The organism is Microbacterium sp. SYP-A9085 (assembly GCF_009649635.1).
In the GTDB taxonomy this organism is placed as follows: domain Bacteria; phylum Actinomycetota; class Actinomycetes; order Actinomycetales; family Microbacteriaceae; genus Microbacterium.
In genome coordinates this window covers 125,536-144,593 of record NZ_WJII01000002.1, presented here as the reverse complement: position 1 = coordinate 144,593, position 19,058 = coordinate 125,536, and the positions used below count along the sequence as shown (strand labels likewise).

Below are 19,058 nucleotides of genomic sequence, written 5' to 3'. Positions count from 1 at the left end.
GGCCGGCCGTTCCGCTTCACTGGTCGTATGGACGTATTGATAACCATACGACTTGTTTGCTAGCATCGTGCGGACAGATATCTGCCACGACAGGGGACAAGGATGTTCGACCGCACTTGCCAACGCCGGAAGCGGATCCGCAATGGACGTTGACACTCGCATCTCGATTCGCGACGTAGGGAAGATCTACGGCGCCGGCCGCAAACAGGTGGAAGCGCTCAAGAGCGTGGACCTCGACATTCGCGACAACGAGTTCGTTTGCATGGTCGGCCCTTCGGGGTGTGGCAAGTCGACACTGCTGAGGATCATCGCCGATCTGCAGCGGCCGAGCAGCGGTGTCGTCGAAGTGGCCACGACGGCGCACGTGGTGCGTCCGTCCGCGGTCGTCTTCCAGGACTACAGCATCTTTCCGTGGAAATCAGTCTCAGAGAACGTGCGGTTCGGCCTGATAGCTCAGGGGCTTCCCAAGCGGGAGGTTGAGGACCGGGTGAAACTGTGGCTCGCGAAGCTGGGCCTGTCCGCGTTCGCGGACAGCTACCCCTCGCAGCTGTCCGGAGGGATGCGGCAGAGAGTCGCGATAGCCAGGGCCATGGTGGTCGAGTCCGAGATACTCCTCATGGATGAGCCGTTCGCCGCCCTTGACGCCCAGTTGCGCCGTCTGCTCCAGGAAGAGCTGCTCAGCCTGTGGCAGGACATGCGTCGCACAGTCCTTTTCATCACGCACAACCTGGACGAGGCGATTCTCCTCGGCGACCGCGTCGTCGTGATGTCCGGGCGTCCCGGGCGCGTGATCGGCGACTACACCGTGCCCTTCGGGCGTCCGCGCGACGCGGGCATCCGGGGGTCGGGCGAGTTCGCCGCTCTGGAGCAGGAACTATGGGAGCAGCTGAGGCACGAGGTCACGGGCGAGGACCCGAAGGGAGCCGCAGCATGATGACCCCGGCTCTGCACTCAGTGCTCACCGAAGAGGCCACGACCTCGACGTCGCGCGTCTGGCGGATCACCCCGACCCGTGCCGAGCTCGACCCGGTCGGCCACGGCCGACGCCGGCGGCGGCGCAAGATCATGCTGGGTGTGCTGACACCGGTGGTCCTGCTCGCGGTGTGGGAACTCGCCGCGCAGCTCGGTTGGATCGATGCGCGATTCTTCCCCGGGCCGAGTCGCATCTTCGCCGCCGCGATTCAGATGATCGCCAGCGGACAATGGTTCCTCGACGTCGCGGTCACGCTCCGTACGATCGGGACGGCTTCGCTCGCCGGCTTCCTCGCGGGCGTCATCGTCGGGGTCCTGATGGGGGCGGTCTCCACGCTGCGCTACCTCGTCGAGCCGACGCTGAGCGCCTTTTATACGATTCCCAAGATCGCACTGCTCCCGCTGATGCTGCTCATCTTCGGCATCGGCGACACTCCGGGATACTTGCTGGTCGGCTTGGCGATCTTCTTCATCGCGTGGATCTCGACCCTTGAGGCGGTCTTGACGATTCCCACCGGGTACCGTGAGGCGGCGGAAGCGTTCGGTGTCAAGGGCTGGCGGTCGTTCACCCACGTGGTCCTGCCGGCGATCTTGCCGGCGATCTTCGTCGCCCTACGCATCGCTGTCGGCCAGGCCGTCCTCATCGTCATCATGGTCGAGTATCTGATGGGCGCCAACGGCATCGGCTATCGGATCTGGCACTCATGGTCGCTGTTCGATGCCAACACGATGTACGTCGGCATCGTCACGGTCGCGCTGCTGGGCTACCTGCTCCAGTTGCTGGTCAGGGCCATCGGCGCGCGGCTCGTGCCCTGGTCATCTGGCATCGGCGCCTCCGAGAAATAGCGGCAACGTCCTTCGCGGCTCCCGCCGCTGGGGTCCACGCGCCCACGAGGCGCTGAAGAAGCACATCCCTTGGTATCCGCTGGCGCGCGCATGTCCGCTGTCGGATGCAAGACACCACAGAAAGAGAGAGAAATGTCCCGAAGGCGTTTCACCAGCCTGCGCAGGGCTGTCGCTGCATTGGCCGCCGCCACACTCGCGGTGACCGCGGTCGGTTGCTCGTCGTCGAATCCTGAAGGCGAACCCAGCGCGTCCCAGGAAGAGCGCACGATCACGATCGGCTACTCCGCGCGTGCACCCTTTGTCCTGCCCGCATTGTTGGCCGAATCGGGGATGGACCAGTTCGCCGGCCGCGGTCTGAAGTTCAAGGGTCAGCTCGTGTCAGCGCCCGACGCCCTGCCGCTGCTGGCCACTGGCAAACTCGATGTCTTCATGGGCCCGGTCAGCGCCGGCATCTTCAATGCGATCGGGAGCGGATCCAAGCTCCAGATCGTGGCGCCCGGAGGCACATCCTCAAACCCGTCGAACTGGTACATCAGCAAGGCCGCGCTGAAGGGCAAGGAATACTCGATCGACGCTTGGCGTGGCGAGAAGGTCTACACCTCGACGGGCGCGGGCTCGTATGTCATGATCAGCCTCGCCCACATTCTGGAGCCCGCGGGCATGACACCCAAGGACCTGCAGTTCGCACAGATTCCGCCGGATGACGTCGGACCGGCGCTCACGTCGGGCGCCATATTCGCCGGCATTCCGGCGAGCATCAAGGTCCGTCAGCAGCTGCTCAAGGATGGCGACGTCATCGAGGGTCCGTCCGCGGTCTGGCCGCAGGGGATTTCTCCGGGGTTCCTCTTCTTCGGCAAGTCCCTGCTGGAGGATGAACCCGCCCTCGCACAGAAGGTCCTCGACGGCTTTGCCGACCTGTACGCCAACTACCTGCAAGACGGGTACCAGACCGACAAGGACAAGGCGGCCGTCATCGCGAAGGTTCTCGACTATCAACCGGATACGCTGCCCACCCTCGTCAAGGAGGTCTATCCGGCCGACCTGTCCTTCCCGGACGGCTGGGCGAAGAATGCGGAGAGCGTCTGGCGCACACTTTCCAACGTCTTGAGCTACGACGGCTCGATCGCCGACAAGGTGGTCGCCACCGATCTCATACGCAAGGCATTGCAGAAGGGCTGACCCGTTGCGGTGCTCCCCCGGCCTGGTCGCGGGGGGCACCGCGCACGGTTGAAACGGGCGGTTTCAGGAAGAGAGGCGAATCGGCATGGGTCTGAAGATCACGGCGCTCCCGCAGGGGTACGTCCGCGGCGTCCCCGGGACGGGGGTGACCTTGCAGCGAAACGCCGACCGCACATTCGACCTGGCGATGATGATGTTCGCGATCACCGGTGGCGACCATGTCGTCATGGTCGACACCGGCACCTCCGATCCTGCGTTCGTGCGCGAACAGCACGGTTACGCGAAGTTCGAAAGACCCGCGGAACATGAGCCGTTGCGCGTGCTCGCCGCCGCCGGAATCGACCCGGCGGATGTGGGCACGATCATCTACACGCACCTGCACTGGGACCACTGCAGCAACCCGGAGCTCTTCCCGAACGCCCGGTTCATCGTGCAGAGGGACGAGTTGGCATTCGCGATGGATCCCGTGCCGATCTTCCGCAAGGCCTACCAGCGCACGGCGACCGCGCAACCCCCCATCCTCTCTGTCCTCGGGCGGGTCGAGACCATCACGGGGCGCGTCGAGATCCTCCCCGGAATCACCGCAGTGCCACTGCCCGGCCACACCCCTGGATCTCAGGGCGTGCTCGTCGAGACCGACGCCGGCCGCTTCCTGCTGGCCGGAGACTGCATCGACCGCTACGAGAACTGGGAGGGCGACGCGACGGTCGACCACCTGCCCAGCGGATCGTTCATCAATCTCATTGACTTCTTCGACAGCTTCAAGACGATCGAGTCCCTCGATTGCGAGGTGATCCCAGGACACGATCCGCGTGTGCTGGAGCGAAGGGTGTTCGGCTGATGACCGTCGAGATCGTCGACGACCTGCTGCGTCGCGCCGGAGTGGAGCCTTCCGGCGGTCGGGTGCGCATCCTGGGAAGGGATCCCGTGCTCCCGACGCGATTTCGGATGGTCGACTTCGGCGCCGCGGCGATCGCGGCGGCCGCGCTGCAGGCGGCACGGCTTTACGAACGTCGGACCGGCATCGCGCAGGATGTGACGGTCCGCGCGGACGCGGCCGCCGCGGCGATGCGCAGCTTCCGGTATCTCGAGTCCGTGCCGCCCGAGCCCCGCGGCCCTGCGCCGATTGCGAGTCGCTTCTACGGGACGCGGGATGACCGGCTGATATTCCTGCACCGAGCGTTTCCGCATCACCTGGAGCGGGAGTTGAGGGTGTTGGGGCTTGCCTCGGCGGATGACGAGGATGCGGTGGCTCGGGCGATCCGGCGGTGGGATGCCGCTGACCTGGAGGAGGCCGTGATGGCCGCCGGCGCGTGCGCGGCGATGGTGCGCACGCACGACGAGTGGGCTGCGCACCCGCAGGGCCGTGCTGTCGCGGCCCAGCCGTTGTTCCGGATCACCAAGATCGGCGACAGCGACCCGATCCCCGCGGGCACCGGCGACCGGCCCCTGGGCGGCATCCGCGTCCTCGACCTCACCCGCGTCCTCGCCGGACCGACGAATGCGCGGACCTTGGCCGAGCACGGCGCTGACGTGCTGCGTATCGGGACACCCCGATTTCCGGATAACGGACCGATGCCGCGCGATACGGGGCACGGAAAGCGTTCGGCCTCACTCGACCTGCGGACATCGCACGCGCGTGCCACACTGCGCGGGCTCGTGCGTGGCGCGGATGTGTTCTCGCAGGGGTACCGTCCGGGAGCGATCGACCGGCTCGGATTCTCGCCGGCCGAACTCGCCGAGCTGCGTCCCGGCATCGTCTCGGTGGCGATTTCGGCGTTCGGCCCGGACGGCCCATGGAGCTCCAGCCGCGGCTTCGACAGCGTTGTCGAGGCCGCCGACGGCATCGCTCATGAAGAGGGCGGCCGGGAAGGCCCTCCCGCGCTTGTGCCGGCGAGCCCCCTGGACTACACGAGCGGCTACCTCGCCGCTTTTCTCGTCCAGGTCGCGTTGCAGCGCCGGGCCGTCGAGGGCGGCAGCTACCACATCGACCTCTCGCTGGCGCAGACCGCCCACCATCTCAACCGGCTGGGCCGCGTGGACGCGGGCCTGGCCGCGTCCCGCCCGCGCGAGTTGGATGCTGCGCGCTTGGCGGAGCTGATGACTGAGCGGGATACACCATACGGGCGACTGCGTCACCTGCGGCCGGTAGCACAGCTGTCGGTGACTATGCCCCGATGGGAGCGGCCGACCGCCCCCGCCGGGCACGACGCTCCAGGCTGGTGACATCCCGCGCCCTACGTGGATGTCCAGTGGGGGGTGTCGTGATCAACCGGCACGGTCGGGCTATCCCATGCGCTGGGGGTCAGTTCGAGCTTCGCGACCGGAGCGAGAAAGCGCAGTGGACCATACGGTGTGTCCCGCTCGGTCATCAGTTCCGCCAGACGCGCTGCGGACAGCTCCGCAGGGCGGGATGCGGCGAGTGCGGCATCGATGCGCGGAAGCCGATCGAGGTAGCGACCTGTCTGGGCCAGTGATACTTCGATGTGGTAGCTGCCTCCTTCGCTCGCCCGGCGCTCCAGTGCCACCTGAACGAGAAAAGCGGACAAGTAGCCGGTGATGTAGTCGAGTGGATTGCCCGGCATTGAGCGCGGCGTGCCATCTCCGACGGTGTGCCCCATCTCGAGGGCGACCCCGCTGGCGGCCTGAACCACGCTGTCGAAGCCACGGTTCATTTTCCATGGTCCAGCCGTGCCGAAGGCCGACAACGAGAGGACCACGACCCCGGGGCGGAGCGCGGCCACGGCCTCGGGCGAGAATCCGAGCCGGTCGATCGCGCCCGGACGGTACCCCTGCGCGAACACATCCGCGCCACGCACGAGCTCGCGCATGCGGTGAGCGTCGGTCGCACTGCAAAGGTCGAGCATCGTCGACCTCTTCCCGTGGCCGGTGTCCTGGACCATGGGCAGAGTGTCGGGATAGCGCGGGGAGTTCACCCGGATCACGTCGGCGCCGTGCTCGCCGAGTGTGCGCCCTGCAGTGGGTCCGGCGAGGACGCGGGTGAGGTCGAGGACGCGGATGCCGCCGAGGGGCCGGTCGCCGCTGCCGGCTGGGATCGGGTCGCTGTCGCCGATCTTGGTGATCCGGAACAACGGCTGGGCCGCGACAGCACGGCCCTGCGGATGCGCAGCCCACTCGTCGTGCGTGCGCACCATCGCCGCGCACGCGCCGGCGGCCATCACGGCCTCCTCCAGGTCAGCGGCATCCCACCGCCGGATCGCCCGAGCCACCGCATCCTCGTCATCCGCCGAGGCAAGCCCCAACACCCTCAACTCCCGCTCCAGGTGATGCTCGGCGAGTCTGTGGAGGAAGAACCACCGCCCGTCGCAGGTCTCGTAGAACGCGACCGGGGCGCGCGCACCGCGTGCCGGGGGCTCCGGCACCTGGCGCAGGTATCGCCACGACCGCATCGCGGCGCTGGCCGCGTCGACGGCCACGGTGGCGTGTTGGCGGCGGCCGGTGCGCAGCTCGTATAGGCGTGCGGCCTGAGTGGCGGCGGCCCCGATCACCGCCGCCCCTGCGTCGGCCATAGGGAACACCGTGGGAAAGACCGGATCGGCCCCGGTGAAGGAGATGTCACCCGGGCGTGGTGCGCAGCCGGCGCGGCGGAGGAGGTCGTCGTAGATCGCAGCCGCTCCGCGGAGATCTTCTCCGTCGGCGTCGGTGGCGCCGAAGGGTCTGTTCATGTGTCGGCCCTCTCACTCGGTCCTGATGGACATCATGTCGTTAGTCATCATAAAATACGAACTACAAGACGTATGGACATACGTATGACAAGATGGGTTAGGTCGGGACGGAGCGGGTCGACGGCGGCCCCCGCCCGGCCGAGCACTTGGTGATCGTCGGATACGGAGAAGGAGACACATGGATCTGCAGCTTGCCGGTAAGCGCGCGATCGTCACGGGCGGGAGCGCCGGGATCGGATTCGAGATCGCCCGCCAGTTCGCCCTCGAGGGGATCGACACGGCGGTGTGCAGTCGAAGCATCGACCGGGCTCGGGCGGCGATCGACATGATGGGTGTGGCCGGGGGCGGACGGCTCGTCCCCATTGAGGTCGAACTGCGCGACGCCGACTCGGTCGCCGCGGCGGTCGATCGGGCGGTCGCCGAACTCGGTGGCGTCGACGTCCTCGTAAACTCGGGTGCCGAGGTCAGCGGCAACGTGCCGGAAGATCTCGCGAACATCACCGATGAGTTCATTCTGCGGTCCTTCGAGGACAAGTTCGTCGGCATCCTGCGCGCGGTCCGCGGCGTCGTCCCCCACATGCGTGGACAGGGGTACGGACGCATCATCAACCTCGCCGGGCACACCTCCAGGGAGGCCGGCGCGATCTCCGCCGGGGCGCGCAACTCCGCGGTCGTGAACCTCACGAAGGCACTCTCGTTGGAGCTGGGCGGCGACGGGATCACCGTCAACGCGATCCATCCGTTCACCACGATGACCCGGGAACTGCCGGATCGATTGACGCGCATGGCGACCCGCCACGGCCGCACACCCGAGGACCACCTCGTCAAGATCTCCGCGCGGACCTCGCTCGGACGCCTGGTCACGGCGGAGGAGATCGCGCACTTCGTCGCCTTCCTCGCCTCGCCCCTCTCGGTCGCGCTGACCGGCGAGGTCGTGGCCCTGACCGGGGGCGTCGGCGATGCCGTGTACTTCTGACCAGGACTCCCTGATGGACGAGCACCTGATTGCCACCATGGACGCCGAACGCCGTCCGGCTCTCGACGCACTGCTGCGCCCGCGCAGCATCGCTCTCATCGGCGCATCGACCAATCCGGAGGCACTCGGGGGGCGGCCTCTCGGCTTTCTGACGAGCTACGGCTTCCCCGGACGCGTGTACCCGGTCAATCCCCACCACGACACCGTGCAGGGGCTCAAGAGCTACCCATCGATCGCCGACGTGCCGGAGACCGTCGATATCGCGATGGTCGCCGTCCGCTCGGAGCTGGTGCCCGGCGTTCTGCTCGAATGCGCGGCGGCCGGCGTCGGTGTCGCGGTAGTGGTGAGCTCCGGGTTCGGCGAGGGACAGGGACAGGGATCCGACCTTCTCGCGTCCGTCGCGACGGAGCTTGCGGAGAGCCCCATGCGGATCATGGGGCCGAACTGCGAAGGGCTCGCAAGCCTTCCGGCATCGGCCCCGATCACGTTCAGCCCTGTGTTGGACATCCACCGCACCGGAAGCCGCCTCACAGCCGGCGGCATCGCGGTGGTCTCGCAGAGCGGGGGTCTGGGGTTCGCCGTGGCCGGGTGGGGGAGTGAGGTGGGGCTGGGCTTCAACCACATCATCACAACCGGAAATGAGTACGACCTCGACTGCCTCGAGATCGCAGAGCGCCTGGCCGAGGAAGACGACACGACAGCGATCGTTCTGCTCGTGGAGGGTGTCTCAGACCTGGGGCGGCTTGAGGAACTCGGCCGTGTCTGCCGGGATCGGTCCACGCATCTGGTCGTCGCGAAGCTGGGTCGCTCTCACGCCGGCGAGCGTGGTGCGCTCGCGCACACCGCCCACGCGGCTGGCGACGCGGTGCTCTACGCGGCGGCACTCGAACGCGCGGGTGCGATCACCGTGGGCGACAACGACGAGCTCATCGACGTACTGCAGGCGCTGAACTCGTCGGGTCCGCTCGCGGGACGCAGGGCGGGCATCGTGACGACCTCCGGCGGCTCGGGAGTGTGGCTCGCAGACGCGCTCTCCGCGGCCGGCTTCACAGTACCCGTGCTGGAAGCCTCCACACAGGCCGCCCTCGCGGCCCACATGCCCGGCTACGGCTCCCCGGTCAATCCCGTCGACCTGACCGCCCAGTTCCTCGCCGGCGGGTCATTCGTGCCACCGCTGCGTACACTCATCGACTCCGGAGAAGTGGATCTGGTCGTCCTCACGACGTCGCTGTCATCGCAGGGCCGGCTGATCGGCGACCGGGAGGCGCTCGCGCGGCTCGTTCGCGAGTCGTCGGTGCCGATCGCCGTGTTCTCCTACACGAAGCCGGCGGCGTCGTCGGCCGCGATACTGAACGAACTGGGTGTGCCGTGGTACACGAGCTCCGCGCGGGCCGCGCGGGGCCTGGCTGCCCTGATCCGAGACTGACTGCCGAGGAGGAACCTCTTGACATCTACGGCCACGCCCCTGCCCGAGCGGCTGCGCGATCGCGATCTCCTGCGGGACGCCGCCTTCGTCAACGGACAGTGGATCGGCGCCGCGAGCACGTTCGAGGTGAGGGATCCGGCCACGGGAGACCCGCTGGCGGTGCTGCCCTCGCTCGGTGCCGAGGACGCGCGTCAGGCGATCGCGCAGGCGAAGGCGGCACTTCCGGCCTGGCGCGCCCTGTCGGCGCTCGAGCGCTCGCGGATCCTGCGGCACTGGGCCGATCTCGTGCGCGAGAACGCGGACGACCTCGCGACGATCCTGACCTCCGAGCAGGGGAAGCCCTGGGGCGAGGCCCGCGGCGAGGTCGTCTACAGCGCGCAGTTCCTCGATTGGTTCGCCGAAGAGGGGCGCCGGGTGGACGGCTCCGTCATCCCCTCCCACACACCAGACGCGCGCATCATCGTGATCAAGCAGCCGATCGGCGTGGCTGCCGGCATCACGCCGTGGAACCTGCCCGCGGCGATGATCACGCGCAAGGCCGCGCCGGCGCTCGCGGCCGGCTGCACGATCGTGATGAAGCCCGCTGAGCAGACCCCTCTCACGGCACTCGCCCTCACGCGCCTCGCGGAGCGAGCCGGCGTCCCGGCGGGGGTGCTCAACATGGTCACCAGCGGTGACGCGGTCCCGATCGGCGCCGAGTTCACCGGCAACCCCACCGTGCGCAAGCTCAGCTTCACCGGGTCGACCGAGGTCGGCAAAATCCTCATGCAGCAGGCCGCGGCCAACATCCAGAAGCTCTCACTCGAGCTCGGCGGGAACTCCCCGTTCATCGTGTTCGACGACGCAGACATCGCGCAGGCCGTCGAGGGAGTCGTGTCCGCGAAATTCCGCAACGCCGGCCAGATCTGCACCGGCGCCAACCGCGTCCTTGTGCAGCGCGGCATCCTCGAGGAGTTCTCGGCGGCGCTGCGCGCGCGGGCCGAACGCGTCCGCGTGGGCAACGGCTTCGAGCAGGGCGTCGAGATGGGGCCCTTGATCGACCAGGCCGGGCTGGAGAAGGTCGAGCGCCACGTCGCCGACCTCGTCGACCAGGGCGGCCGCGTGCTGACCGGGGCCCGCCGCTCGCCGCTCGGTCACACGTTCTACGAGCCGACGGTGATCGCGGACGTCGGGACCGGGACGCTGCCGTGGCAGGACGAGGAGACGTTCGGCCCCGTCGCCTCGCTGACCCCGTTCGACGACGAGGACGAGGCGATCGAGATGGCCAACGCGACCGAATACGGCCTCGTCGCCTACGTCTACACGCACGACGTCGGCCGGGTCTGGCGCGTGTCGGAGGGCATCGAAACCGGCATGGTCGCGATCAACTCCGGGCGGGTGTCCAACGAGCAGGCACCGTTCGGCGGTTGGAAGCAGTCCGGCCTCGGTCGCGAGGGCTCCTCGTACGGCATCGACGACTGGCTGGAACTGAAGTACATCAACCTCGCGGGCCTGTCCCGCTGAGCCCGGGAGGATCCATGACCGAGAGACAGTTCGTCCGGACCGAGGTGTGCGGCGCCGTCGCGATCGTCACGCTGGATCGTCCCGAGGCGCGCAACGCGATCAACGATGCGATGCGGACCCAGTTCAGCGCGGCGCTTGCCGAGGTCTCCTCCGTCGACGAGGTCGGCGTGATCGTGCTGACCGGTGCCGGCGTGTCTTTCTGTGCGGGCGGTGACGTGAAGGCGATGCGGGGCCGCCTCGGCGCCGACCCCGGGCGCATCGCGATCGACGGATGGCGTCGCCAGCGGCGCACCGCGGAGTTCGTCGCCGCGCTGCACGAGAGCGAGCGGATCACGATCGCCGCGGTCAACGGCGCGGCGATGGGCCTCGGTCTCGATTTGGCGCTGGCGTGCGACTTCATCGTGGCGGCGCCGGAGGCGAGCTTCGGCTCCTCGTTCGTGCGTCGCGGTCTCATCCCCGACGGCGGCGGCATGTATTTCCTGCCCCGGCGCATCGGACTGCAGCGCACGAAGGAGCTCATCTACTCCGGGCGGGTGGTGGGCGCCGACGAGGCCCAGCGCATCGGCCTCGTCGACAGGGTGGCCTCCGAGGGGGCGCTGATCGAGGACACGCTCGCCTACGCGTCGCTGTTCACCGAGCGCTCCCGCCCGGCGATCGCCCTGATGAAGTCGATCGTGGACCGGAGCCTCGAGACACCCCTGGACCGGATCGCGGCCCTCGGCGGCGAGGCACAAGCGATCGCGTACACGACCGACGAGCACCGCACCGCGGTGGAGGCGTTCCTGAATCGGTGAGTGCTCCTCCCGCAAAGGGGGTGCAGGCCTGCTCAGATGTGCCTGCCACCGGCGATCTCGAGCGTCACGCCGGTGATGTAGCTGGACATGTCGCTGGCCAGGAACAGCGCCGCCTTCGCGACCTCCTCGGGCTCGCCGAAGCGCCCGAGGGGGATGTCAGCGAGTCGCTGAGCTTTGAGCTCGGGCGACAACGCCGTCGTCATCGGGGTCTCGATGATGCCGGGCTGCAGCGCGTTCACGCGGATCCCGGCGAAGCCGACCTCTTTTGCGGCAGCCTTGGTGAGCCCCACGATCCCGGCTTTCGCGGCACTGTAGTTGGTCTGGCCGGCGTTTCCAACCTTGCCGGAGATCGACGACATGTTCACGATCGAGCCGCCGGTGCCGAGTTCCCGCATGAGCCCCGCCGCCGCGCGGGTGCCGAGCCAGGTGCCCTTGACGTGCACATCGAGCACGAGCTCGAGGTCCTCGACCGGCATCTTGCGCATCGTCGCGTCGCGGGTGATCCCGGCGTTGTTGACCATGACGTCAAGACGTCCGAAGGTGCGTGCGCACGTTCGGACCAGCTGTTCCACCTGCGCCGGGGAGGTCACGTCGCACGCGACCCCGATCGCGTCACCTCCTACCCGGGCCGCAGCGCGCATCGCCGCGTCGCCGTCGAGATCGCCGAGGACGAGGGAGGCGCCGTGGGCGGCGAACAGCTCGGCGATCGCGTAGCCGAGACCTTGCGCCGCGCCGGTGACCACCGCCACGCGCCCTTCGAGCAGAGGCAGGTTCATGGTGCTCCTTCCCGGGGCACAGCGCCCTCAGGGACGAAAAGTGTGATGGCCTCGGCGATGCACGCCGGGCGTGACGCACCGCGGATCTGCACCTCGTGGCGGATGATGACGCGGATGCCGTGATCGGTTCGCTCCGTCGACAGCAGGGTCGCCTGGTCGCGCACCGTGGAACCCACCGGCAGCGGGGCCGGAAATCGGACGCGATTCACGCCGTAGTTCACGCGGGCCCCGACACCCGTGATCGCGTAGGCATCCGAGGCGAGATGGGGGAGCAAGGAGAGCGTCAGGTAGCCGTGCGCGATCGTGCCGCCGTACGGCCCGGCAGCGGCACGCTTCGGATCGACGTGGATCCATTGGCGATCCTCGGTCGCGTGGGCGAACGCGTCCACGCGGTCCTGGTCGATCCGGTGCCAGGACCCCGTGCCAAGCACGTGCCCGACGTGCTGCCCGAGGTCTACCAGCGCGATCTCCTGCCTGCTGTGCATGGCCGTGCCGATCAGTGGAAGTAGGCGCCGCCGTCGACGACGAGGGTCTGGCCGGTGATGAAACCGGAGCTCGGGCCGCAGAGGAAGCGCACGGCTCCGACAATGTCTTCGGGAACCATCTCGCGCTTGAGTACTCTGCCGCCGGGGGCGGCCACGCGCATCCCCGCGACGTGGTCGCTGTTCTGCTCGACGCCGGTGCTGACGGTGAAGCCCGGCGCGACCGCGTTCACAAGGATCCCGTCGGGGCCGAGTTCTCGGGCAAGCGCCCTCGTCATGGCGAGAACCGCGCCTTTGCTGCTCGTGTAGTGAAGGAGGTCGGCGGTCCCCTTCAGGGCCGTCGTGGAGGCGATGTTCACGACGCGCCCCCCGCCACGCGTGCGCATGGCGCCGACGACGGCCTTGGTGGCGAGGAAGCTCCCCATCACGTTGACATCCATCGCAAGGCGCCACTGCGCGACGGAGATCTGCTCGAAGGGGCCGGAGGCGAGGGACGCGAATACCCCGGCATTGTTGACGAGCGCGTCGATGCCCCCGAACCGGTCCACGGCGGCGGCCCCCGCGTCCACCATGGCCTGCTCGGACGTAACGTCTGCGACCACCGCGAGCGACTCGCCGCCGGAGGCAGCGATCTGGTCGGCCACATCCGACGGATCGGACCTGTCGATCACGACAACCCGCGCGCCTGCAGCGGCGAGATCGAGGCAGATCGCGCGCCCGATCCCGGCGCCGCCGCCGGTGACGAGGGCCACCGCGCCGCTGAGCTCACCGACCGTCATGGATGCCTCCCCACGTCCGCGTATCGGTGCCGTCTCTCAGCACTGCGATGCACGCCTGGGATGATGCTAGCAAATTGTATGGACATCCTGATATCCATATGACTTGCGACCCAGAACGGTCATGCCAGCTGTGCGAACAGCCCTTCGCCGGCGTCGGCCAGGTCGAGATTCACGGTGTACTCATAGCGATCCCCGCGGTACCAAGACTGAACGAACTCCACCGCATGCCCTGCATCGTCGCTCACGAGCCGCTCAACGTGGAGCACGGCGGACCCGAGCGGTACATCGATGCGCGCGCACACCTCTGCGTCGGCGAGTTGGGCGCGGATCGCCTGGGTAGCGCTCGTGAGCCGCACACCGTGATCGAGGAGGATTTCCATGAGTGCATGCGTGTGCAAGTCGGCGGCGGTCAGGAGATCGCCGAACTGCGGAGGCAGATAGGTCACGGTATAGGCGAACGGCTCACCGGACATCATGCGCGTGCGTCGGACCACGGTTCCGTGGCCGTCGTCGAGCCTCAAGGCGCTCGCGATGTAGTCGGGGATGCGTTCGTCATGAGAGAGCTTGATGTCGCGAGTCCTGGCCGAGTGGGACTCGCTGATGAGAGCGCCGAGGGAGCCGCGGAAGCGCTGCCGCAATACGCGCGTGTTCCCGGGCTGAACGAACGTGCCGCTTCCCTGCTTGCGCACGACGAGGCCCTCGACGACGAGCTCGCCGACCGCCTGGCGAATCGTCGCACGACTGACGGAGAACTCGGCGGCCAGTTCGTCCTCGGAGACCAGTTTCCCTCCCACTGGGTAGTCGCCGTCGGTGATCCGCTGGCGGAGAACACCTGCGACCTGGTGGTACAGAGGCATGGCGAGCGAGCTATCGATCAAGGTGCACCTCGGAGTCTTCGTTGGAGCCGCCATGATGGCGCGCCGGGCCCATCATACTGACAACCGTACGAGCTGCTCCTGGAGTGGCCTGACTTACCCGAAAGCGTCGAGACCGGTGAGCTCCCGCCCGAGGATCAGGGCGTGGATCTCATCGGTGCCTTCGTATGTGCGCACGGCCTCGAGGTTGGCCATGTGCCGCATCACGGGGAACTCGTCAGTGAGGCCGTCGCCGGCGAGGATGCTGCGCGCGGCGCCGGCGATGCGGATGGCCTCGCGCACGTTGTTGAGCTTGCCGACGCTCAGCTGAGCCGGCGTCAGGGCGCCGGCATCCCGCAGCCGCCCGAGGTGCAGCGCGAGCAGGGCGCCCTTCTCGTATTCGAGAAGCATGTCGGCCAATTGCGACTGGATGAGCTGGCGCGCCCCGATCGGCGCGCCGAACACCTCGCGAGTGCGCGCGCGTTCCACGGCCACCTCGAGGCACGTGCGCGCGGCGCCCATCGCGCCCCACGCGATGCCGAAGCGCGCCTCGTTCAGACACGTGAACGGCCCGCGCAGGCCTCGCGCGTCGGGCAGCCGGGCGTCGTCGGGCACGCGCACACCGTCGAGCTCGATGTCGCACTGGATCGACGTGCGCATGGCGCGCTTGCCGGGGATCGCCTGCGCCGAGAACCCGGGAGAGTCAGTGGGGACGAGGAACCCGCGCACGCCGTCGTCGGTCTGCGCCCACACGACAGCGACGTCGGCCACCGCGGCCAGCCCGATCCACCGCTTTCGGCCGTCGATCACCCAGTCGGAACCGTCGCGACGCGCGACAGTGGTCATCGCGGCGGGATCGCTGCCGCCGGCCGGCTCGGTGAGGGCGAAGCATCCCACCGCCCGCCCTGCCGCAAGCTCGGGCAGCCATCGCTGCTTCTGCTGCTCGGTGCCGAACGTCGCTATCGCGGTCATCGCCAGGGACCCCTGTACGGAGACGAACGTGCGCCAGCCGCTGTCGACGGCCTCGATCTCCAGGCATGCCGCGCCGTAGCTGGTCGCGCTGGCGCCCGCACATCCGTACCCGTTCAGGTGCATGCCCAGCAGCCCCGCCTCCCCGAGAGCCGGAATGTGCTCGGCGCGGAAACGCTGCGCCTCGAAGTCGTCCTCGATAGTGGGCGCGAGCAGGTCGCGGGCGAGGGTGCGCGCCACGCTCTGCCATCGGCGGGCCTCGTCGGGCAGCAGGTCGTCGATTTTGAACACGCGGGCCAGGGCGTCGTCGCTCACGATGCGATCCTCTCACCGCGTCCGGGGATGCCGTCAGAACGGCGGGTCGTCGCCGGCGAGGTACGCGAGGACGCCTGTCGCACCCGGGGCGCGCCGCGTGCGATGCCCGGTGGGGAACGTGAGCTCGACACTCTGATCGGGTCGTCGGCGATGTCGGATCTTCGTGGTGTCCTTCACGGCGTGATCCGGGTCGCAGTACGGATCGAGGTTCGCTATGTTCGTCGGCCCGCGTTTCGGGCCGTGGAACGCGCACCAGTGGTCCATGTCGGCATCGATGGCGAGCCTGTCGCACCCGTCGCGTAGGCACGTGCCGTGCATGAGGGCCAGCCATGCGCGCTGTGCGGTGGTCGCGCGGCGGCTGCGACGGTCCATGTCGAGGACCACGCCGGTGATGGGGTCGGTGATCACCCGGGTGAACGACCCCTCGTCCAGCAGCAGCTGTCGTGCCGTCGCATCGTCGACAGGCCCCTCGCCGGGGATGAGGCACTCCCGGTTCAGGTTCAGCCCCGCCCGACCCGGGATGTGGGGGCGCACGGTGGCGCGCGCCGCCGGCGAAAGCCGATCGAGCGGGACGGTGACGAAGACCTTCGTGGTGACCATCTGCGGCGTGCCCTCGCCGAGCAGCAGTGCCGTCGCCAGGTCGGCGCGGAGCTGATCCCGCGTGCGCTCCTCGCGCTCGTTCTTCGACAGGTGCTTCGCCGTCGACGTCAGACGCCGTTTGGCGGCCCGCGCCCTCGCCGTCGACGTGAGCACCATGAACCACGACATACCGTCAAGGGCATCCTCGACGACCACTCGCCGCTGCTTCATGGCCGCCGCGTGCAGCGCGCTCTCCGGCTGCGGCGCAATCCTGCGCGCGAGCTCCCGCGCTTCGCGACGGAACCGCCCGAGAGTCACTGTCAGCGCCAGCTCCGTCAGCGCACGGTCGTACCGTTCGGCCTGGTCAGCGTCGAACGGCGCCATGCCGGCGATAGCGGCATCCAGGTGAGCGACCGTGGCGAAGCCCTCGCGGATCGTACGCCACAGAAGAGGGAAGTCCCGCCGCCCGACCCGCGCCGCGGCGGCCTGCGCGCGCACGGCGTTCTCAGACAGGCACAGGCGGGATGCCGCCTCCATCACCGCGCACCGCTCGGCCAGCTGCACTCCTTCGGGAGACTCGGCGAACTCGTCCACGTAGACCCACGGATGCCTGCGTGCGTAATCGAGCGCATCGGCGAGGTCCTCGGCGCGGCGGGCGGCCCGACGATTCGCCGCATACTGCTCCTGCTCGGCACCCTCGAACAGCGTGCGCAGGACGAAGGCATCGTCCGCCGGCGGCGCTGGGAAGGTTTCGTCGTCCATGACCCAAGTGTAGTACAAAGCAACGAAATCGACAAGAGTCAGTGTGTATGAGAATAGAACGGATACTCACGCCCAGAATCTCCTCACCCCACCCCACTACGATGGAATCCATGCCGCAGCGCCCCTCATTCAGCCCCGTCATCTCGCTGCTGACGGTCGGCTCGATCTGGGACGGGCAGCTCAACGCGCAGCTCAAGGACCTCGGGCTCACCACCCGCAAGTACGCGCTGCTCGCGCACATCGCCGCCACGCCCGGCATCTCGTTCTCCGAGCTCGCACGCCGCTCGCAGATCACCGTGCAGACCGCGCACACGGCCGTGCGCGCCCTCGTCGGCGACGACCTCGCGGCCGACGCCACCGCGCATGCCGGCGCGGCGTCGACGCTGCGCGTCACCGACAAGGGCGCGGACGCCCTGCGCGAGGCCGATGCTCGGCTCGCCCGCATGGACCGCGCCTTCGCCCGGGCGTCGCCCGCGCTCACCTCCGCGCTGGAGGGCCTGCATGAGCAGCCGTTCGGGGAGGACCTGGAGAGACCCTGACGAGTCTTCAGTTATACTGAAGGTGTGTTCCGAACTCCCTCGCGCCTCTTCCGCATCTTCGCCATTGCCGAAGCCGTCACCTGGACCCTGCTGATCACCGGCCTCATCCTGCGCGCCACGATGGACCTGTCGATGGCGACCCTCATCGGCGGCAGCATCCACGGCTTCGTGTTCCTCTGCTATGGCGCCACCGCGATCCTCGTCGCCAAGAACAACCGGTGGACGCCGTGGCCCGTCGTGGTCGCCGTCGGCTCGGCGATCATCCCGTACCTGACCGTCCCGGCCGAGATCTGGCTGCACCGCACCGGCCGCCTCGCCGGCGACTGGCGGCGGGACGCGGGCGAGGATCCGCGGGACCACGCGTGGCACGACCGACTGCTGCGCTTCTTCCTCGTGCGCCCCGTGCTGCTGGGCGGGCTCGGCGCCGTCGCGGTCGCGGCCGTGTTCACCGTGCTGCTCGTGATCGGCCCTCCCGGCGGACGGGCCTGAGCTCAGCGCGCCCTCACCGGGACGTCGTACGCGGCTTCCCGCCCGCGGTCGCCGGGCGAGCGCAGCACCTCGCGCCACAGGTTCACCAGCATCCACGCGAACGTCGCCGTCCACGCCACCACTGCCACCCAGCTCTCGGCGACGCCGATGGCGTGCACTATCGGCAGACCATCGACGTCGCCGAGGAACTGCGATCCCACGCCGTACATCCCGAGCGGGAAGATGATGCTCCACAGCGTGGCGTCGTAGCGGAACGGGATGCGGTGGCGTCCATGCCGCCACCAGCCGGCGATCACCAGCGGCGGGATCAGCCACGTGCCGAACGCCCAGAAGAACACCGCGGCACCGGCGATAAGACCGCGCGTGGCATCCACCATCGGCGCGTCCGCCATCTGCACTATCCGCGCGCCGGCGACCACCGTGATGGCGGTGGCCCCCATCGCGACCCAGTACGGGGGAGTGAGATCCTGCGGGCGGAACGGCGCCGCCAGCATCCGCACGCCGACGAACACGCCGACGGCGCAGTACAGGAATGTGCCCACCGACCAGGAGAAGACGGCCAGCAGGGCGAGAGCGGGCCGCCACGCCTCCAGCTCGACCTCCAGCGTGGCCGCCAAGACGGCGACCGACTGGCTCGCCACCGCCCAGATGAACCACGTGCCGTTCGCGGTCCTGATCGGCGGAGCCTTGCGGTCGCCGAGCACCGCGGTCCACGGCACCGTGTAGCCGAACAGTATCCACGCGATACTGGCCACCACCAGCAGCACGACCGCCACGAGGTGGAACCCCTGCTCCTGGCTGACCCGACTGCCCAGCACGCAGGTCGCCGCCACGAACGTGAAGAATCCGAACGCCCGCGCCGGATCGGCGAAGTCGCCGGCGAGGTGGGCGCGGTGGCGGACCGCCCGCACCGCGTTCAGCACCACGAGCACAACGTACGAGACCCCGGCGATCACGAGGAGGGCGAGGGATGCCGCCACCCAGCCGTTCGTGCGCATCCCGATCGAGACGATCCCCGTCGCCATCACCAGGGCGAAGTAGCCCGGTGTCAGCTGTGCGACGGCGCCGTCGAGGCGGCCGTGGAGCGTGGACGGCGTGGGCACGGTCTCCAGGCTATCGCCCGCGGATGTCG

At 68.5% G+C, this 19,058-nt stretch carries 19 protein-coding genes; 11 read left to right on the top strand and 8 right to left on the bottom strand.

Going from position 1 to position 19,058, the window contains the following annotated elements; all coding sequences use genetic code 11:
* The first annotated feature begins 67 nt into the window (after nucleotides 1-67).
* The 5 genes from GH740_RS05480 to GH740_RS05460 all read left to right on the top strand — a co-directional run bounded on the left by GH740_RS05480 (nucleotide 68) and on the right by GH740_RS05460 (nucleotide 5,223).
* On the top strand, nucleotides 68-934 hold the full coding sequence (locus tag GH740_RS05480) for an ABC transporter ATP-binding protein (RefSeq protein WP_367640790.1): 867 nt from the start codon (nucleotides 68-70) through the stop codon (nucleotides 932-934).
* A complete protein-coding gene (locus GH740_RS05475; RefSeq protein ID WP_172978310.1) occupies nucleotides 931-1,818 on the top strand; it encodes an ABC transporter permease in 888 nt (295 codons plus the stop codon). The genes GH740_RS05480 and GH740_RS05475 overlap by 4 nt, the downstream gene beginning before the upstream one ends.
* Nucleotides 1,819-1,950: 132 nt before the next feature.
* Nucleotides 1,951-2,997 carry an ABC transporter substrate-binding protein gene (locus GH740_RS05470; protein WP_153745103.1) on the top strand — a complete coding sequence of 349 codons (1,047 nt, stop codon included), beginning with the start codon at nucleotides 1,951-1,953 and terminating at the stop codon, nucleotides 2,995-2,997.
* Between the two features lie 193 nt (nucleotides 2,998-3,190).
* The gene (locus GH740_RS05465; protein WP_172978309.1) at nucleotides 3,191-3,838 is read left to right on the top strand and encodes an N-acyl homoserine lactonase family protein; all 648 of its coding nucleotides are present in this window, start codon (nucleotides 3,191-3,193) and stop codon (nucleotides 3,836-3,838) included.
* Complete coding sequence (locus GH740_RS05460; RefSeq protein WP_153745101.1) at nucleotides 3,838-5,223, top strand: CoA transferase; 1,386 nt, start codon at nucleotides 3,838-3,840, stop codon at nucleotides 5,221-5,223. Before GH740_RS05465 ends, GH740_RS05460 begins: the two co-directional genes overlap by 1 nt.
* An 11-nt stretch (nucleotides 5,224-5,234) precedes the next feature.
* On the opposite strand, the gene GH740_RS05455 is transcribed toward GH740_RS05460, so the two are convergent.
* Nucleotides 5,235-6,683 (bottom strand): CoA transferase, encoded by a 1,449-nt coding sequence (locus tag GH740_RS05455; RefSeq protein WP_153745100.1) that lies wholly within the window; start codon nucleotides 6,681-6,683, stop codon nucleotides 5,235-5,237.
* Nucleotides 6,684-6,861: 178 nt separating this feature from the next.
* On the opposite strand from GH740_RS05455, the gene GH740_RS05450 reads away from it, so the two are divergent.
* The 4 genes from GH740_RS05450 to GH740_RS05435 are packed head-to-tail and all read left to right on the top strand — an operon-like array spanning nucleotide 6,862 to nucleotide 11,382.
* Entirely contained in the window at nucleotides 6,862-7,659 is a 798-nt protein-coding gene (locus tag GH740_RS05450; RefSeq protein WP_153745099.1) for an SDR family oxidoreductase, read from the top strand.
* A 13-nt stretch (nucleotides 7,660-7,672) separates the two neighbouring features.
* Entirely contained in the window at nucleotides 7,673-9,085 is a 1,413-nt protein-coding gene (locus tag GH740_RS05445) for a CoA-binding protein (protein WP_172978307.1), read from the top strand.
* Between the two features lie 18 nt (nucleotides 9,086-9,103).
* Entirely contained in the window at nucleotides 9,104-10,588 is a 1,485-nt protein-coding gene (locus tag GH740_RS05440) for an NAD-dependent succinate-semialdehyde dehydrogenase (RefSeq protein WP_253941267.1), read from the top strand.
* 14 nt (nucleotides 10,589-10,602) lie between these two features.
* Nucleotides 10,603-11,382, top strand: a complete 780-nt coding sequence (locus GH740_RS05435; RefSeq protein WP_153745097.1) for an enoyl-CoA hydratase/isomerase family protein — start codon at nucleotides 10,603-10,605, stop codon at nucleotides 11,380-11,382.
* A gap of 32 nt (nucleotides 11,383-11,414) precedes the next feature.
* Here GH740_RS05435 and fabG read toward each other — a convergent pair whose 3' ends face one another.
* From fabG to GH740_RS05405, 6 genes are all read right to left on the bottom strand, one after another.
* Nucleotides 11,415-12,158, bottom strand: a complete 744-nt coding sequence (fabG, locus tag GH740_RS05430) for a 3-oxoacyl-ACP reductase FabG (RefSeq protein ID WP_153745096.1) — start codon at nucleotides 12,156-12,158, stop codon at nucleotides 11,415-11,417.
* A complete protein-coding gene (locus tag GH740_RS05425; RefSeq protein ID WP_153745095.1) occupies nucleotides 12,155-12,643 on the bottom strand; it encodes a MaoC family dehydratase in 489 nt (162 codons plus the stop codon). Before GH740_RS05425 ends, fabG begins: the two co-directional genes overlap by 4 nt.
* An 11-nt stretch (nucleotides 12,644-12,654) precedes the next feature.
* Nucleotides 12,655-13,419 carry an SDR family NAD(P)-dependent oxidoreductase gene (locus GH740_RS05420; protein WP_153745094.1) on the bottom strand — a complete coding sequence of 255 codons (765 nt, stop codon included), beginning with the start codon at nucleotides 13,417-13,419 and terminating at the stop codon, nucleotides 12,655-12,657.
* Nucleotides 13,420-13,538: 119 nt separating this feature from the next.
* A complete protein-coding gene (locus tag GH740_RS05415) occupies nucleotides 13,539-14,276 on the bottom strand; it encodes a GntR family transcriptional regulator (RefSeq protein WP_172978306.1) in 738 nt (245 codons plus the stop codon).
* A 114-nt stretch (nucleotides 14,277-14,390) separates the two neighbouring features.
* Nucleotides 14,391-15,557: an acyl-CoA dehydrogenase family protein gene (locus GH740_RS05410; protein WP_367640785.1), complete on the bottom strand. Its 1,167-nt coding sequence runs from the start codon at nucleotides 15,555-15,557 to the stop codon at nucleotides 14,391-14,393.
* A 33-nt stretch (nucleotides 15,558-15,590) separates the two neighbouring features.
* Entirely contained in the window at nucleotides 15,591-16,898 is a 1,308-nt protein-coding gene (locus GH740_RS05405) for a hypothetical protein (RefSeq protein ID WP_153745092.1), read from the bottom strand.
* A 110-nt stretch (nucleotides 16,899-17,008) separates the two neighbouring features.
* On the opposite strand from GH740_RS05405, the gene GH740_RS05400 reads away from it, so the two are divergent.
* Both GH740_RS05400 and GH740_RS05395 read left to right on the top strand, forming a co-directional pair.
* The gene (locus GH740_RS05400) at nucleotides 17,009-17,437 is read left to right on the top strand and encodes a MarR family winged helix-turn-helix transcriptional regulator (protein WP_172978305.1); all 429 of its coding nucleotides are present in this window, start codon (nucleotides 17,009-17,011) and stop codon (nucleotides 17,435-17,437) included.
* Nucleotides 17,438-17,461: 24 nt separating this feature from the next.
* On the top strand, nucleotides 17,462-17,926 hold the full coding sequence (locus GH740_RS05395; protein WP_367640782.1) for a DUF3817 domain-containing protein: 465 nt from the start codon (nucleotides 17,462-17,464) through the stop codon (nucleotides 17,924-17,926).
* A gap of 2 nt (nucleotides 17,927-17,928) precedes the next feature.
* Here the strand turns inward: GH740_RS05395 and GH740_RS05390 are convergent, their stop codons facing one another.
* On the bottom strand, nucleotides 17,929-19,029 hold the full coding sequence (locus tag GH740_RS05390; RefSeq protein WP_367640780.1) for a tellurite resistance/C4-dicarboxylate transporter family protein: 1,101 nt from the start codon (nucleotides 19,027-19,029) through the stop codon (nucleotides 17,929-17,931).
* Between the last annotated feature and the right edge of the window lie 29 nt (nucleotides 19,030-19,058).